This window comes from Allorhizobium sp. DMC15 (assembly GCF_056314065.1).
The window spans coordinates 1,395,542-1,411,165 of the sequence record NZ_JBQUZB010000001.1; the positions used below are offsets into that span (position 1 = coordinate 1,395,542).

Sequence of the window (15,624 nt, forward strand, 5' to 3'; positions counted from 1 at the left end):
TTGGATAACGTGCGCCAGTCATGTCGGCTGGCGCGCTTTTTTCGTTTTAGGAGACGCCTGAATGATGCGGCAGTATGAGCTCGTGGAGCGGGTACAGAAGTACAAGCCCGACGCCAACGAAGCTCTTCTCAACAAGGCCTATGTCTATGCCATGCAGAAACATGGCAAGCAGACGCGCGCCAGCGGAGATCCGTATATCTCCCACCCGCTCGAGGTCGCCGCCATTCTGACCGAAATGCGCCTGGACGAATCGACCATCGCGGTCGCCCTCCTGCACGACACGATCGAGGACACGACGGCGACCCGCCAGGAGATCGACGATCTCTTCGGCGAGGATATCGGCCGCCTCGTCGAGGGCCTGACCAAGATCAAGAAGCTCGACCTCGTCACCAAGAAGGCGAAGCAGGCCGAAAACCTGCGCAAGCTGCTGCTCGCCATTTCCGACGACGTGCGCGTGCTGCTCGTCAAGCTCGCCGACCGCCTGCACAACATGCGCACGCTCGAGCATATGCGCGACGACAAGCGCGCCCGTATCTCGGAAGAAACGATGGAAATCTATGCGCCGCTCGCCGGCCGCATGGGTATGCAGGATATGCGCGACGAGCTGGAGGACCTGTCCTTCCGCTACATGAACCCGGAAGCCTATGAGACGGTGACCAACCGCCTGGCGGAACTTTCGACCCGCAACGAAGGCCTGATCACCAAGATCGAGGACGAGTTGCGCGACCTGCTGGTGGCAAACGGCCTGCTGAACGCCGGCGTCAAGGGCCGCCAGAAGCGGCCTTATTCCGTCTTCCGCAAGATGCAGTCGAAGTCGCTCTCCTTCGAGCAGCTCTCCGACGTCTACGGCTTCCGCATTCTCGTCGACGACATCCCCGGCTGCTACCGCGCGCTCGGCATCGTCCACACCCGCTGGCGCGTCGTGCCCGGCCGGTTCAAGGACTATATCTCGACGCCGAAGCAGAACGACTACCGCTCGATCCACACCACGATCGTCGGCCCGTCGCGCCAGCGCATCGAGCTGCAGATCCGCACGCGCCGCATGCACGAGATTGCCGAATACGGTATTGCCGCCCACAGCCTCTACAAGGATGGCGAAAACGGCGATCCGAACGAGCCGCTGAAGCGTGAGAGCAACGCCTATTCCTGGCTGCGCCACACCATTGAGGCGCTGGCCGAAGGCGACAATCCGGAAGAATTCCTCGAGCACACCAAGCTAGAACTCTTCCAGGACCAGGTCTTCTGTTTCACGCCGAAGGGCAAGCTGATCGCGCTGCCGCGCGGCGCCACCCCGATCGACTTTGCCTATGCCGTGCACACCAATGTCGGCGATACCTGCGTCGGCGCCAAGATCAACGGCTCGATCATGCCGCTCGTCACCCGCCTGTCGAACGGCGACGAGGTCGAGATCATCCGCTCCGGTGTGCAGGTGCCGCCGGCGGCCTGGGAAGAGATCGTCGTCACCGGCAAGGCACGCGCCGCCATCCGCCGCGCCACCCGCATGGCGATCCGCAAGCAATATGCCGGCCTTGGCCAGCGCATTTTGGAGCGCACCTTTGAGCGCGCCGGCAAGGTCTTCTCGCGCGACACTCTGCGCCCCGTGCTCCATCGTTTGGGCCAGCGGGATGTCGAGGATGCGATCGCCTCGGTCGGTCGCGGCGAATCCTCCTCGCTCGATGTGCTGCGCGCGGTCTATCCCGATTACCAGGATGAGCGCGTCACCGTGAAGCCTTCGGAGGGTGGCTGGTTCGCGATGAACAGCGCCAACGGCATGGTCTTCAAGATCCCCGGTGCCGCCCATCCGAAGGGTGATGTCCCGACCGCAGGCGATGGCCCGGAGCCGCTGCCGATCCGCGGCCTCTCCGGTAATGCCGAAGTGCATTTCGGCCCGGCCGGTGCGGTGCCCGGCGATCGCATTGTCGGCATCATGGAGGACGACAAGGGCATCACCATCTATCCAATCCAGGCCTCTGCCCTGCAGAAATTCGACGACCAGCCGGAGCGCTGGATCGACGTGCGCTGGGATCTCGACGAGGCGAACAAATCGCGCTTCGTCGCGCGTATCCTGATCAATGCGCTGAACGAGCCCGGCACGCTGGCAACGGTTGCCCAATGTGTCGCCCGTCTCGATATCAACATCCGCGTCTTGAACATGATCCGCATCGCCACCGATTTCACCGAAATGGCGATCGATCTCGAGGTCTGGGATCTGCGCCAGCTCAGCCAATTGCTCGGCGAGCTCAAGGAGCTGGACTGCATCTCCACGGTCAAGCGAGTCTACGATTGAGTGTCATGCGGAGCTGAACAGGCTTCAGCTCCGCAATCTGCCCCGTCGGGGCCGAATTGCTCATCTTTTGCCCATCTTCTGCCCAAAACGTAAACCTCGACCCCTTCGGTATGCGCTTGGTGCATATCTGGCTTCGCCAATGCGCGCTGGTGGTTTGTGCGGCGCAATATTATCTTCGGCTCAACAGATGAAGAGAAAGAACCGAGGACAAAACGATGTTTACTCCGATCCGCAAACTGGCCCGTGCACTCCGCGTTCCGACTGCTGCTGAACGCGAAATGAGCTACCTCAATGGCGCCCGCGATCTCGTCGACCTGGAATACCGCCAGCGCGAAATCGACCGCGGCATTTTCCGCCGCGGCTTCTGATCGACCGGCGGTCATCTCCGCCTGAGAGAAGATCCGAAAGGCCTTGGCCGAGGATGGCCACTTGCCTGAACTGCTGTCTCTGGCGCCGGTGTTTTCCGGCGCTTCGTTTATCGGGGTCTTCCGCCGACGGTGGCCCTTGCGGGAAACGCAGCGGATAAACTACATGTTGTCCATGCTGTTTCGTCGCCGCCAACCGCTTTCCTATTCCACGAGACTGCGCGAGCTGGTGTGGCCGCGCAAAGGCTTCTCCCGGCCGTTCCAGTATTTCGGCAAACGTGTGCTGCGTCTGTCTGCCAGCCCTCATGCGGTGGCTGCGGGCCTGGTGGCTGGCGTGGTGTCGTCGCTGACGCCGTTCGTGGGATTTCATTTCATCATAGCGTTCGCGCTGGCCTATCTGTTTTCGGGCAATATGCTCGCGGCAGCACTTGGAACGGCGGTCGGCAATCCGCTGACATTTCCGTTCATCTGGGCTGCGACCTGGGAGGTCGGCCGCGCCGTGCTCGGACAGCAAGGCCCATCGGCCGGCGCAACCGATCTTCACCATCTCTGGCACGAATTCGGCATTGCCCACCTCTGGGAGCCCGTCCTGAAACCGATGCTGATCGGGGCTGTTCCGCTCGGCGCGATCAGCGCGATTGTCGTTTATATTTGCACCTATATTGCCGTCGATCGCTTTCAGCGCAAACGGCGCGGCCGACTGTCAGAACGGGCGCAGGCACGCCTTGCGCAAGCCCTCGAAGGGACGAGTGTCTGACATGATCATCGGCATTGGCAGCGATCTCGTCGACATCAGGCGGATCGAGAAATCGATCGAACGCTTCGGCGAAAAATTCACAGGACGATGTTTCACCGACGAGGAGCAGGCGCGTTCGAACGGACGAAAGGACATGGCAGCCTCCTATGCCAAGCGGTTCGCTGCCAAGGAGGCAATGTCCAAGGCTCTCGGCACGGGGATCGCCGAAGGTGTCTTCTGGAGGGAGATCGGCGTGATTAACCTGCCGAACGGCAAACCCGGGCTTGAACTGACCGGCGGGGCTGCGAAATTTCTCGAACGACTGGTCCCGGCGGGACACCGCCCGGTCGTACATCTGACCATCACCGACGAGTTTCCCTATGCACAGGCCTTCGTCGTTATCGAGGCCGTCGCGCTTTCTGTCTGATACATCCGGTCGCACCGGTTTCGCGGACTTGGCCGTTGCCGGCGGCCGTAACAGCTTCCATTTGACACTGAATGGCTCTAGAGAGAGCAGGAATTTCGCAAGAAGGAACCGATGCGCGTGAGCGAAGCCAAAAAGCCAAGTGCCCTTTGGGAAAACATCAAGGTCATCATCCAGGCCCTCCTGCTGGCCATGGTCATCCGCACCGTGCTGTTTCAGCCCTTCACGATTCCGTCGGGCTCGATGATGCCGACCCTGCTGGTCGGTGATTACATCTTCGTCAACAAGTTCTCCTACGGCTATTCGAAGTACTCGCTGCCCTTCTCGCCGGACCTCTTCGAGGGCCGCATCTTCGCAAGCGAACCGAAGCGCGGCGATATCGTCGTGTTCCGCTTCCCGCCGAATCCGAGCATCGACTACATCAAGCGCCTCGTCGGTCTGCCGGGTGACCGGATCCAGGTCATCAACGGCGTGCTGAACATCAACGGGCAGCCGGTGCCGAAAGTGGAAGACGGCGTCTTCACCTCGGACTACCGCATGGACCCGGGCACCGACGTCCCGGTCTTCCGCGAGACCATGGACAACGGCGTGACCTATGACACGCTTGACCAGGCGCCGGACACCCGCGGCGACAACACCCGCGAATTCATCGTCCCGGAAGGCCATTATTTCATGATGGGCGACAACCGTGACAACTCGCTCGACAGCCGTTTCGACGTCGGCTTCGTGCCGGCAGAGAACCTGATCGGCAAAGCCTCGCTGATCTTCTTCTCGCTCGGCAACGACACGTCGTTCCGCGAAGTCTGGAAGTGGCCGTCCAACATGCGTTGGGATCGTCTGTTCAAGGTCGTCGAATGAACCGGAAGAAGGGCGCGCCGGAAGAGCATTGGGCACAGATCGAATCCGTGGTCGGGCATCGGTTTGCCGACCGCGATCGCCTGTCCCGGGCTCTCACGCATTCAAGCGCCCAGCCGTCGAAAGGAGAAGGCGACTACGAGCGCCTCGAATTTCTCGGCGACCGTGTGCTCGGCCTCTGTGTGGCCGAGTTGCTCTTCGGTACGTTTCGCAAGGCGACGGAGGGGGAGCTCTCCGTTCGCTTCAACCAGCTCGTCAGCGCCGAGACCTGCGCTGCAGTGGCTGACGAGATGGAGCTTCACCGCTTCATCCGCACCGGCGCCGATGTGAAGAAGATCACCGCGAAGAACATGCTGAATGTTCGCGCCGATGTGGTCGAAGCCCTGATTGCCGCGATTTATCTCGATGCGGGATTGGAGGCCGCCCGTGGCTTCATCCTGAAATACTGGACAGAGCGTGCTGCCCGCGCCGATGGTGCGCGCCGCGATGCCAAGACCGAATTGCAGGAATGGACGCACGCCAAGTTTGGCGCACCGCCCACATACAAGGTTGCCGATCGATCCGGACCGGATCATGATCCCCGCTTCACGGTGATCGTCGAAATCCCGGGCCTGAAGTCAGAGGTCGGCATCGAACGTTCCAAGCGCGCCGCCGAGCAGGTGGCCGCAACGAAGATACTCGAACGAGAAGGCGTCTGGGCAAAGGCCTCCGACGCGAACTGATTGGAAGATATGACCGAGACCGAACCCCATGACGGTGGCGAAACCACCGGCAACATCCCGACCCGATCCGGCTTCGTCGCCCTGATCGGCCCGACCAATGCCGGCAAGTCGACGCTGGTCAACCGCTTCGTCGGCGCCAAGGTGTCGATCGTCAGCCACAAGGTCCAGACGACCCGCGCCGTGATGCGCGGCATCGCAATCCACAACAATGCCCAGATCGTCTTCATGGACACGCCCGGCATCTTCAAGCCGCGCCGCAAGCTCGACCGGGCCATGGTGACGTCGGCCTGGGGCGGTGCGAAGGATGCGGACCAGATCCTGCTGCTCATCGACAGCGAGCGCGGCTTGCGCGGCGATGCCGAAGCCATCCTGGAAGCCCTGAAGGACGTGCTACAGCCGAAGATCCTAGTGTTGAACAAGATCGACCGGGTGAAGCACGAAGACCTGTTCAAGCTGGCTCAGACGGCCAACGAGGCGGTAAAGTTCGAGCGCACCTTCATGATCTCCGCCACCACCGGCTCAGGCTGTGACGACGTGATGGATTATCTCGCGGCGGCCTTACCGGAAGGCCCCTGGTATTACCCCGAGGACCAGATCTCCGATCTGCCGATGCGTCAGCTCGCCGCCGAGATCACCCGCGAGAAGCTCTTCCTGCGCCTGCATCAGGAGCTGCCCTATTCCTCGCATGTCGAGACGGAGAAATGGGAAGAGCGCAAGGACGGCTCGGTTCGCATTGAGCAGGTCATCTATGTCGAGCGCGACAGCCAGAAGAAGATCGTGCTCGGCAAAAACGGCGAGGCGATCAAGTCGATCTCGACCGCATCCCGCAAGGAACTCTCCGAGATCCTCGAGCAGCCGGTGCACCTCTTCCTGTTCGTCAAGGTGCGCGAAAACTGGGGCAATGATCCCGAGCGCTTCCGCGAAATGGGCTTGGAATTCCCGCGCGACTGACGGATAACGACCGGGCTTTTATCCTTTCGCTCCGGCGGGCCTGATCCGCCGGGCGACAAAGCTCGCGATCTTCGGGCCGGCGATGATGATCAGGATCAGCCGCATCGTCTGCAGGGCCATGACGAAAGACATGTCCACCGGTGTCGAGGCAGCGATGATGGCAATCGAATCGAGGCCGCCAGGGCTGGTCGCGAGATAGGCCGTCAGCGGATCGATCCCCATCAGCCACCAGAGCAGGAAAGCGAGCCCGCCGCAGAATGCCATAAGCGCGAGGATCGAGCCGACCACCTGGGGCAGGGCGCTTGCCGCGTGTCGCAGGATCCGCCGGGTGAAGGTGAGGCCGATCCGCCAGCCGATCACGCCGTAGGCGAGCGCCAGCAGCCATTGCGGCAGATGCAGCGAGATCAATCCCGCAACATGCAGAATGGTCGTCACCACCAGCGGCAGAAGCATGGTGCCCGCCGGTATCTTCAGTCTTGCGCCGACAGATGCGGCGGTGACCGCAGCGACGAGCGTGAGCCCGAGATCGAGCCAGTCCGTCTCGGGAAACCAGATCGTCTGCGGCGGCGTTCCGCCGCTGATGCGGAAAACGAAGGCGGCCATGATCGAGGCGCCCGTCGCAACGAAGACCACCCGCAGATATTGCATGAAGGCGACGAGGCGCGCATCGGCCCCGTGTGCTTCCGCCATCAGCACCATGGCGGAGGCCGCCCCTGCCGACGTGCCCCAGACAGCCGTGGTCCCCGGCAGAATGTCGGCCTTTGCAATGAGGTAGCCGAGCAGACTGCTTGCGGAGATGACGGCGACGACGATGGCCAGAAAGATCGGCCAGTCCATTGCCACGGCCTTCAAGGTCTCAAGGTCGAGGGAGCGCGCGATGATACAGCCCAGCAGGGAGTGGGCGAAAATGTAGGGATAGCGGTGGACGGAAAGGCGCGCACCATTGGTGGCGACAAGGATCGCCGCGGCCATCGGCCCGAGCAGCAGAGCGCCGGGAATATGCGTGGCAAACAGGATGGTCGACAGGACCAGCGACGCGGCAAGCAGAATGGCCCACCGCACCGGTACGGGCAGGGATGTGAGGATGCCCGGCGGCGGTGCGGGTGTGTTCACGTCCGACCGGACTTCTGACGTGTCGGCCTTTGGGTCCGGCAGGCTTGCCTGATCGCCCATGTCCATCTCCCGGTTTCGCCGCGCCCTCTTTTCTGAAAGCACTGGACGAGAGCAGAAATTCGTAAAATAAATGAGGTTGACCTCACAAATGAGTTTTATGAGCATGTCCTCGCAAAAGTCAAGTTTGCCCATGACATCTGACGCCACCCCGGCGACAAACGTGAGTGATGCGGCCTCGACCTCGGGGCCTTCAAAGGTGGCGGCTATGGCGGTTGCAAAGGAGCCTAAGCGCCAGCGCGGCATCGCCCGCGTCGCCCGACTGCTCGATGCCGGCGCGAGCGTTTTTGCCGAGCAGGGGTACAAGGCCGCCACCATGACCGAGATTGCGGCCCGAGCCGGCGCGCCGATCGGGTCGCTCTACCAATTCTTTCCCAACAAGGATGTGCTCGCCGACGCATTGGTTGCCCGGTATGCCGAACATGTCGAAGCAGCGCTCGATCGGATCAAGGCACAGGTTGCCGATCTCGATGGGTCGCAACTCGCCGACCGTCTGCTCGATGTGCTGATCGCCCATGCGGCTGAACGCAGCCTCGCCTTGAGCCTTCTCGATGCGCGCTGGGAGCAGCCTGGCGTTCGCCCCGGCGTTTTGCGCGAGAGCCTGCGCCGGCGGATCGCCGAGATCCTCAGGCTCTGGCACGGCAAGCTGCTGGAGGAAGAAGCGCAGGCGATGTCAGTCGTGCTATTCCAGGCGATGAAGTCTCTTGTGCAACTGCATGAAGAGAAACGTTATCCCGGCAAGGCCGAGGCGATTGCCCATTGGCGCGGCTGGGTGCGGCGCTACCTGGCCGAAATCTGAAGTCTGTGCCGAAAATTCTGTTACTGCAGGATGCGATCGGCTAAAACCGGACCATGCAATGGACAGATGAGGCAATTCTGCTCGGCGTGCGCCGGCATGGCGAATCGAGCGTCATCGCCGAGATGATGACGCGTACGCGTGGCCGCCATCTCGGCATGGTGCGTTCCGGGCGTTCCCGTGCGATGCAACCGGTCCTGCAGCCCGGAAACCGGCTGGAAGTGACCTGGCGGGCGCGCCTGGATGAACATCTCGGGGAGTACAGAGTGGAGCCGCTGGCGCTGAGAGCAGGGCGCCTGATGGAGAGCGCGACCGCCGTCTACGGTGTTCAGGCGCTCGGTTCGCTCCTTCGCCTTCTGCCGGAACGCGATCCTCATCCGCATCTCTTCCAGGCGCTCGATGTCATCCTCGACCATCTAGAGGATCCGGCAACGGCGGGCGAACTCTTCGTTCGCTTCGAGCTTGCCTTGCTGAACGATCTTGGCTTTGGGCTGGATCTGGACGAATGCGCGGCGACCGGTTTGCGTGAGGATCTCGCTTACGTGTCACCGAAATCCGGTCGGGCGGTCAGCCGCGCGGCAGGCGCCCCCTGGGCCGACAAAATGCTGGCGCTTCCGGATTTCTTGGCATCCGGAAGCCGGGAAGCCGCTGATCCCGAAAGCTTGGCCACGGCCTTCCGGCTCACCGGCTACTTTCTTGATCGCCACGTCTATGTGCCGCGCGGGCTGGAAGCGGGCGCGGCACGGGAGGGCTTCTGTCAGGCGGCGTTGAAGACCTTGCGTTCGCTGGACGCAACCGGTGCATTGGCGGCGCCGAAGAACTCGGCCTGATCTTCCGGGGCCGATTTTGCCATGTGCTGATGAATGGCGGCCTGAAGTTCGCCGATGTTGCGATAGCTCCCGCCGTCCAGATCAATGACTGGATATTTGACGGCAATGAACTTGACCCGATCGCCGTCGGGAATGGTGATTCCAACCGGAATCCCGGCATATTCAATGACTTGCTTCTTCATAACGAATGTCCCCGCTCGTGCACATGCGGCACGGCGCTGTTTCAATAGTCGATTGTGGGTTTCAGTCTTTGAGCTGTGTCACATTCGACAGGAGCAGGCGTAATGGCGTTTCACCATCACGAGGCACGGGGTCGTCTGCCAGGATCGGATGGCATCATGAAATACATCTTGCATTTCGCTGACCTCCTTCGTTGGCTCCGGCCTTCGACATCGAAGGCCTTTCATGGTTCGTCGTCAGTGTCCGAACCAGCACGCACAAGGTAGGTGCTGGCTCGGAATCCGTCAACGGGCGAACGGAGAAAAATAAAATAATTTTCTGTGACAGTCTGCCCTAGGCAAAAACACAGGAATTTTGATCCGGCACAGGCGAAATGCCGAAATATGATCTCACTTTGGGCAAAATTACGCCACGGCGATGGCAGGCCGTTCGACAGCTTTTTCGCGGATTGGCCAATGCACCACGGCTGCGAAAATTCCCAGAGCCACGCCCAGCCACCAGACCTGATCATAGGTCCCGAAGTGGTCGTAGAGATATCCGCCCATCCAGACGCCGAGGAAGGAGCCGATCTGATGGGAGAGGAAAACGAGCCCACCCAAGAGGCCGAGATGGCGCGTCCCGAACATGATCGCCACGAGACCGTTGGTTGGCGGCACCGTGGAGAGCCAGAGCAGACCCATGACAGCGGCAAACAGCACGACAGACAGCGGTGTCTGCGGCAGAAGCAGGAACAGCGTGACCGTGATCGACCGGCCGATATAGATGAAGGCGAGGAAATAGGGCTTCGAATAGCGCTGCCCGATCCAGCCGGCCGCAAGTGAGCCGATGATGTTGAAGAAGCCGATCAGCGCCATGGCGATGACGGCGTAGCGCGCCTCGATGCCGATGTCGCCGAGATAGGCCGGGAAATGCGCGGTGATGAAGGCGACCTGGAAGCCACAGACGAAGAAGCCGGTCGTGAGCAGCAGGTAGCTTCTATGCGCCAGCGCCTCCTTGAGCGCTTCCGCCACCGTCTGTTGATACTGGTTGCCGGCCTGGCTGCCGGATTGCGCATTGCCTCGCAGCGGAAAGGCAAGGAGCGGCACGACCAGCATCATGACGGCGATGATCACAAGGCTGTCTGACCAGCCAAAGGCGGAGATGAAGCCTTGGCTCAGCGGCGCAAACAGGAACATGCCAGCCGATCCCGCAGCCGTGCCGATCCCGAACGCCATGGAGCGCTGATCCGGGGTCACATTGCGGGCGAAAGCCGAAAGGATAACGCTGAACGAGCCGGCGCCGATTGCCGTGCCGATCAAAACGCCTCCGCCGATATGCAGCCAGATGGGCGCGCTCGCATAGGCCATCATTACCAGGCCGGCGGCGTAGAGCACGCCCGACATGACGAGAACCCGGCCGGTGCCGTATTTGTCGGCCAGAGCCCCGAAGAACGGCTGGCTCACACCCCAGAACAGGTTCTGGAAGGCCATGGCAAGGCCGAAGGTCGAGCGATCCCAACCGCGATCGGCAAGCATCGGCAGCTGGAAGAAGCCCATCGCCGAACGCGGCCCGAAGGTCATCACTGCAATCAGCGATCCGGCAAGGATGATGAGCCAGGGCATCGGGTGGCGTGCGGTCGCGGTCATGGGGATTCTCCTCTGTCGAGGGATCACCCTAATTCAGGGAAACCATGACGGGAAACGCCTTTTGATGAATTGCTCATCAAGGGATTTGATGAAAGTCAGTTGGGCTTTGGTGCGCAAGGCCGGATCCTTCGAGACCCTCGCTTGGCGCGGGCACCTCAGGACGAGGGGCGCAAACGATCAGGCCTCATCCTGAGTTGGGAGCGTAGCGACCCTCGAAGGACGAGGGCAGGTGTTTCCGCGATCAGCGCTTCTTTATCGCCCAGCCCTCGCGGGTCCCCAGTACTGTCACCGCATCCCCGACGCGCACCAGACCTTCGCCACGCGGCACCGCATTCCAGCCGAACAACGGTCCCGGCACGCGCCGGTCGGCGGACATGCGGATCCGCCCCATGGCCGGCATCGGGCTGGCACCGTCGCGTGATCCTGTCTCCTGGTCCTGCGTGGTCATGATGCAGCGCGGGCAGGGTTTCACGAAATCGAAGCGGATGCCGGCGATCTCGAGCCCCGTCCACGTATCCTCCGCCCAGGGCTCGTCGCAATCGAGCACGATATTCGGCCGAAAGCGCTCCATGCCGACCGAGCCTTCGCCGTGTCTTTCCATGTCTTCGTTGAGGGCGCTTAGCGATCCCGTCGTGGTCACGAGAATCTGGTAGCCGTCAGCGAAGCTCATCGGCGAATTCTCGCCCGCCCATTCCGCGCTCGCCATGCGGCGGCTCTCGCTGTCGATGAAGACCAGCCTCATCTCCCGCCCGAACCAGTCGGAGAGCTTGGCATTGACGCGTTCGTCGGCAACAGCGGCACTGACGATTGATTTCCAGATCGCCACATTCATCCGCTGTTCCGGATGCGGCGGCGCGACCATCGCCTCGCGTCCGTCATCGAGACGAAGCGTCAGCGAGGCGGCGCCGGGAATGGCGGTCAGCCGGGCGAGTTCCGGCAGTTCGCGCTGGGTGATGAAATGGCCCGATGGATCGACCAGCATCATCCTCCGGTCGCCCGCCAGACCCATCGCCCCGATCTGGGCTTGCGGCAGGGCAATGCCCCGCGCGCTTTTGAGCGGATAGATGAAGAGCCCGGTGATCAGCATGGTGAGCCTCAGATTTCGTCGCGAAAGAGGGTGAGGAACTGTTGAAGCCGCTGATGTCGCTCCTCGGCCAGCTTGCGGCCGGTGTCCGTCTGGAATCCGTCGGAGAGTTTGAGCAGTTTCGCCGGAAAATGGTCGATCGCATAGCGACGATCGTCGAGCGGCCGGTGGTCGGCACCCGGATCGCCTGGATGGTAGAGACCCGAGCCCAGGCGCCCGGCAATATAGAAACAGCGCGCCACGCCGACCATCCCGATCGCATCCAGCCGGTCGGCATCCTGCAGGATCTTGGCTTCCAGCGTTTCCGGCGGGATGTTGGCGGAGAAACTGTGGGTGAGCACCGCATGCGCAACCGCCGCAATCTTTTCCTGCGGCCATCCGAGTTCGGCAAGAATACCGGAAGCCTTCTCGGCCGCCAGCCGTGACGCCTGTGACCGCAGCGGGGAGTTCTTCTCCACAGCAACGCAGTCATGCAGAAGCACGGAGGCGACCAGCACTTCGGCGTCCCCACCTTCTCCGGCATGGATGCGCATGGCATTTCGGAACACCCGGTGAATATGGGCAAGATCATGCGAGCCGTCATCACCTTCCGTCGCATGCGCCAGAAGCCGGGCAGCGAGCGCCTGATGCGGGGCAAAGGCGTCGGCAGTGAGAAGATCTGTCACGTCATAAAATCCCGCTGATTCCCGGCAGGCGTCCATCTAGCCCGCGCTCCGGCATCGCCGCAATCCGCTGAGGCTCAGATTCCCGTCGGCTCCTCCTCCGGTTCGGGCGCATGCTCCGATTTTGTCTTGGGACCGAGAATCTTCTGGTAAAACAGCCCGATGCCGATCAGCACGAACCCAAGCCCGATGAAGGACAGTGCCCGCAGCACGCCTTCGAGATTGGCCATGTCGATCAGGAAGACTTTCGCGACAGTGATGATGACCACCACGGCCGAAGCGATGCGCAGGCTCCGGGCATCAAAACGCGAGCCGAGCGCGAGCAGCGAAACACCGATGGCCAGCCAGGCCACGGAATAACTGTAGGTCTCCGCCTGCGCGAACCCCTTCCAGTTGGCGATATAGTCGCCCTGCCAGAAGCGCCGGACGCTGAGCGTGACCCAGGCGAAACCAAGCAGCGCCCCGGAGATAGCAAGCAGGATAACATACGGCAGGGGCCGCTTGTCGCGGGCGTAAGTGGCAAGCCCCGCATAGCCGAGACCCGGCAGCAGGTAGCCGATCAAAAGCAGGTTGAGGAAGGGCCAGGAGCCCGTACTCTCGCCGGTGAAATAGGGGTTCAGAACACCCAGATGAAGGCTCAATACCTGCAGCATGGAGATGGCGCCGGCGACCATTGAGCCGTATCGGAACACGGGGCTCGGTGATTTCAGATCGAGCGTCATCAGGATGCCGGAGAGCCCAATGACCAGCAGCGTGTAGATCGATTGCTCGCCGAGTGTCGGGGTTGATGAATCGAGGACACCGCCGTTCATCCCGTGGCGGATCAGAATGGCGATGGCGAGGAGACCGAGCAGGCTTGCCAGCCCCTGCAGGGCATTCCTCACCCTGATGCCCGGAAAGTTGCGCATTTCGAAAGCCGAGACAATGGTGAGCAGCGCCGGGATCCCGTACCCAGCAAGCAGCTGGTTGAAGAAGGGCGTCCGGCTCAGCGCATCCGGTCCGACGAGCGTCGGGTCCCAGGCGATGCGGAAAAGCACGCCGCAAACAGCGGCGACCATGAGCCAGGGTAGCCCGCTCCAGCGGCGCAATCGTGTCGCCATCAGGTAGGCAAAGCCCAGAACTGCGAGCAGAATGGTGGTCGCCAGGCCGTCCGTCAGCGTGTGCAGCGCCAGCGCAAAGGCGGCGAAGCTGCCCGCCAGCAGCAAGTCGCCGGCGCGACGCAAGTCTGCCGACATTCCTGTCCGCTCCAGCCATTCTGTGGCCGCCAGCAGCACGGCGCCCATGGCAAGCGCGTAAAGCCCGTGATGCCAGTCGCCGCCATAAACGCCGTAGAAGACGAAGCTGATGGTGGCGAGCAGAACCGGCATGAGGGCTGAAAGCCCGGCCCAGAGCGTCGACATGACGGTGTCGACGCGACCGCGCCGGCGGATGAAGGAGAGCCCCAGCAGGGTGAACATGCCACCCAGATAGAAGAGCAGCAAAACGACCATGCGGTCGAGGCCCGTCACCGTCTCATCAGCCACGCCGACGCCGCTGAGTACCGTCTGCACCTGCGTGATCATGTTCGTCTCGACAAGGGCACCGAACACGGCGCCGATGGCTGCGAGGATGGTCGGCCAGAAAGCGCCACGATGGGCGGCGCCCGCAGAGGCGAGCACGGCGATCAGCGCGGCAAAGCAGAAGGTCGGGAAGATATCCGTCGGTCCTGTCCGCACCAGCATGGCAAGAGCTGGGAACAGAATGGACAGCGACAGCGTGACGTCGAGCCCGAGCGTGCCGGAGGCCATCCGACGTCCGAGTGCGTCCCAGGACAGAGCCCGGTCAACAGTCTCGGCCCGCGTGTTGCCAGGCCAGATCATCACCCAGGCGGCGATCATTGCAATAAGCGAGAGCGTTACCGGCGTCAGGTCACCGAGTTCGAAGAGACCGATCAGCGCCCAAAGGCCAAGCCCCACCTGGGCGAGCGCCGGCACGATCCGCCAGCCGCGCATCCGTGAGGCGATGGCAGTCGCGATCTGTGCGACCGTTAGAAAAATGAACAGGGTCCACGGGTTGGGGCTTGTTGACGACACCAGCAGCGGTGTCACCATCGATCCGGCGAGGCCAAGGCCTGCCAAAGCCTGACCGTGCAGGAGCGACAGCCCCAGCACGGCGAAGGCGGTGAGCGCCAGAAGGACGAAGGCACTTGCCGGACCAATGAATTCATAAATACCGTGGGCAGCATAGATTGCCCCGAACAGGGCGACGGCACCGGCCGCCGTCAGGATGCCGGGAACCATGGCATTGGCATAGAGCGCAGTGGTTTGCGGCAGCGCCTGGCGCCGGACCAGTTCGCCGGCGGCCATCAACAGCAGGCCGAAGAGCGCGGCGAGCGACAGCCGCACACCCGGGCCGAGCAGCCCGCTTTCGATTGAGTAGCGCACGAGAAAAACGCCGCCCAGCGCCAAGGCGAGCCCTCCGGCCCAGACCGCCCAGCGTGCGCCGATGAGGCTCTCCAGGCTCTCCGTCGGCTTGGCTGTGGCAGTTCTTGCTGGTTCGTCGGTCGAAAGTGTCGGTGTTTCGTCGGAGACTGTAAGCGCAGCCTTATCCAGCGCCTCGTCGGTTGCAGGCGGAGATAGCTCCTCCCGAAGGCTATGGTCTGCGCCGACCGCCGTCGGTTCTGCGGAATTTTCTTCCGCTGCAATCCCTTCGACCGTCGCATTCTCCCGCTCGGATAGGGCGTCGGCGGGCCGAGTGAGGGCTCCGCCTTCTGTAAGCCGCAACAGGTCTTCGCGCATGGCGCCCAGGTCTCGTTCCAGACGGTCGATCCGCTTGCCGGCGCCACGCAGGCTGATGAACAGGACACCGATCAGGATCAGCGGCAGGATTTCGAACATCGGACCTCTCGGGGTTCCATGATTTTGTTCCGACAAACTAATGGATTTGTCGGCAAGGGGA

The 15,624-nt window shown here is 62.2% G+C and carries 14 protein-coding genes and 1 pseudogene; 9 read left to right on the plus strand and 6 right to left on the minus strand.

Annotated features, from left to right (window positions below):
• The first annotated feature begins 61 nt into the window (after positions 1-61).
• From ACT53S_RS06880 to era, 7 genes are all read left to right on the plus strand, one after another.
• On the plus strand, positions 62-2,287 hold the full coding sequence (locus ACT53S_RS06880) for a RelA/SpoT family protein (RefSeq protein WP_476066399.1): 2,226 nt from the start codon (positions 62-64) through the stop codon (positions 2,285-2,287).
• 215 nt (positions 2,288-2,502) lie between these two features.
• Complete coding sequence (locus ACT53S_RS06885; protein ID WP_113377989.1) at positions 2,503-2,655, plus strand: DUF3563 family protein; 153 nt, start codon at positions 2,503-2,505, stop codon at positions 2,653-2,655.
• Between the two features lie 172 nt (positions 2,656-2,827).
• The gene (locus tag ACT53S_RS06890) at positions 2,828-3,409 is read left to right on the plus strand and encodes a DUF2062 domain-containing protein (RefSeq protein ID WP_476066658.1); all 582 of its coding nucleotides are present in this window, start codon (positions 2,828-2,830) and stop codon (positions 3,407-3,409) included.
• A 1-nt stretch (position 3,410) separates the two neighbouring features.
• The gene (gene acpS, locus ACT53S_RS06895) at positions 3,411-3,815 is read left to right on the plus strand and encodes a holo-ACP synthase (RefSeq protein ID WP_113377990.1); all 405 of its coding nucleotides are present in this window, start codon (positions 3,411-3,413) and stop codon (positions 3,813-3,815) included.
• Between the two features lie 111 nt (positions 3,816-3,926).
• Positions 3,927-4,670, plus strand: coding sequence for a signal peptidase I (lepB, locus tag ACT53S_RS06900; protein WP_113377991.1), 744 nt, complete (start codon positions 3,927-3,929; stop codon positions 4,668-4,670).
• Entirely contained in the window at positions 4,667-5,389 is a 723-nt protein-coding gene (rnc, locus tag ACT53S_RS06905) for a ribonuclease III (RefSeq protein WP_476066400.1), read from the plus strand. Before lepB ends, rnc begins: the two co-directional genes overlap by 4 nt.
• A gap of 9 nt (positions 5,390-5,398) precedes the next feature.
• Positions 5,399-6,340, plus strand: a complete 942-nt coding sequence (gene era / locus ACT53S_RS06910) for a GTPase Era (protein ID WP_476066401.1) — start codon at positions 5,399-5,401, stop codon at positions 6,338-6,340.
• 18 nt (positions 6,341-6,358) lie between these two features.
• Here era and ACT53S_RS06915 read toward each other — a convergent pair whose 3' ends face one another.
• On the minus strand, positions 6,359-7,513 hold the full coding sequence (locus ACT53S_RS06915) for an AbrB family transcriptional regulator (RefSeq protein ID WP_476066402.1): 1,155 nt from the start codon (positions 7,511-7,513) through the stop codon (positions 6,359-6,361).
• 205 nt (positions 7,514-7,718) lie between these two features.
• Here ACT53S_RS06915 and ACT53S_RS06920 point away from each other — a divergent pair, with 205 nt between their 5' ends.
• Both ACT53S_RS06920 and recO read left to right on the plus strand, forming a co-directional pair.
• Positions 7,719-8,309, plus strand: a complete 591-nt coding sequence (locus tag ACT53S_RS06920; RefSeq protein WP_476066403.1) for a TetR/AcrR family transcriptional regulator — start codon at positions 7,719-7,721, stop codon at positions 8,307-8,309.
• Between the two features lie 53 nt (positions 8,310-8,362).
• Positions 8,363-9,136 (plus strand): DNA repair protein RecO, encoded by a 774-nt coding sequence (gene recO, locus ACT53S_RS06925; RefSeq protein ID WP_476066404.1) that lies wholly within the window; start codon positions 8,363-8,365, stop codon positions 9,134-9,136.
• 2 nt (positions 9,137-9,138) lie between these two features.
• Here the strand turns inward: recO and ACT53S_RS06930 are convergent.
• The 5 genes and pseudogenes from ACT53S_RS06930 to ACT53S_RS06950 all read right to left on the minus strand — a co-directional run.
• Positions 9,139-9,318 (minus strand): annotated as a pseudogene (locus ACT53S_RS06930) (hypothetical protein); the annotation flags it as partial.
• A 402-nt stretch (positions 9,319-9,720) separates the two neighbouring features.
• Positions 9,721-10,941, minus strand: coding sequence for an MFS transporter (locus ACT53S_RS06935; RefSeq protein ID WP_142069815.1), 1,221 nt, complete (start codon positions 10,939-10,941; stop codon positions 9,721-9,723).
• A gap of 241 nt (positions 10,942-11,182) precedes the next feature.
• The gene (locus ACT53S_RS06940; RefSeq protein ID WP_476066405.1) at positions 11,183-12,028 is read right to left on the minus strand and encodes an MOSC domain-containing protein; all 846 of its coding nucleotides are present in this window, start codon (positions 12,026-12,028) and stop codon (positions 11,183-11,185) included.
• An 8-nt stretch (positions 12,029-12,036) separates the two neighbouring features.
• Entirely contained in the window at positions 12,037-12,690 is a 654-nt protein-coding gene (locus ACT53S_RS06945) for an HD domain-containing protein (RefSeq protein WP_476066406.1), read from the minus strand.
• A gap of 74 nt (positions 12,691-12,764) precedes the next feature.
• Entirely contained in the window at positions 12,765-15,563 is a 2,799-nt protein-coding gene (locus ACT53S_RS06950) for a DUF2339 domain-containing protein (RefSeq protein ID WP_476066407.1), read from the minus strand.
• Positions 15,564-15,624 lie beyond the last annotated feature (61 nt).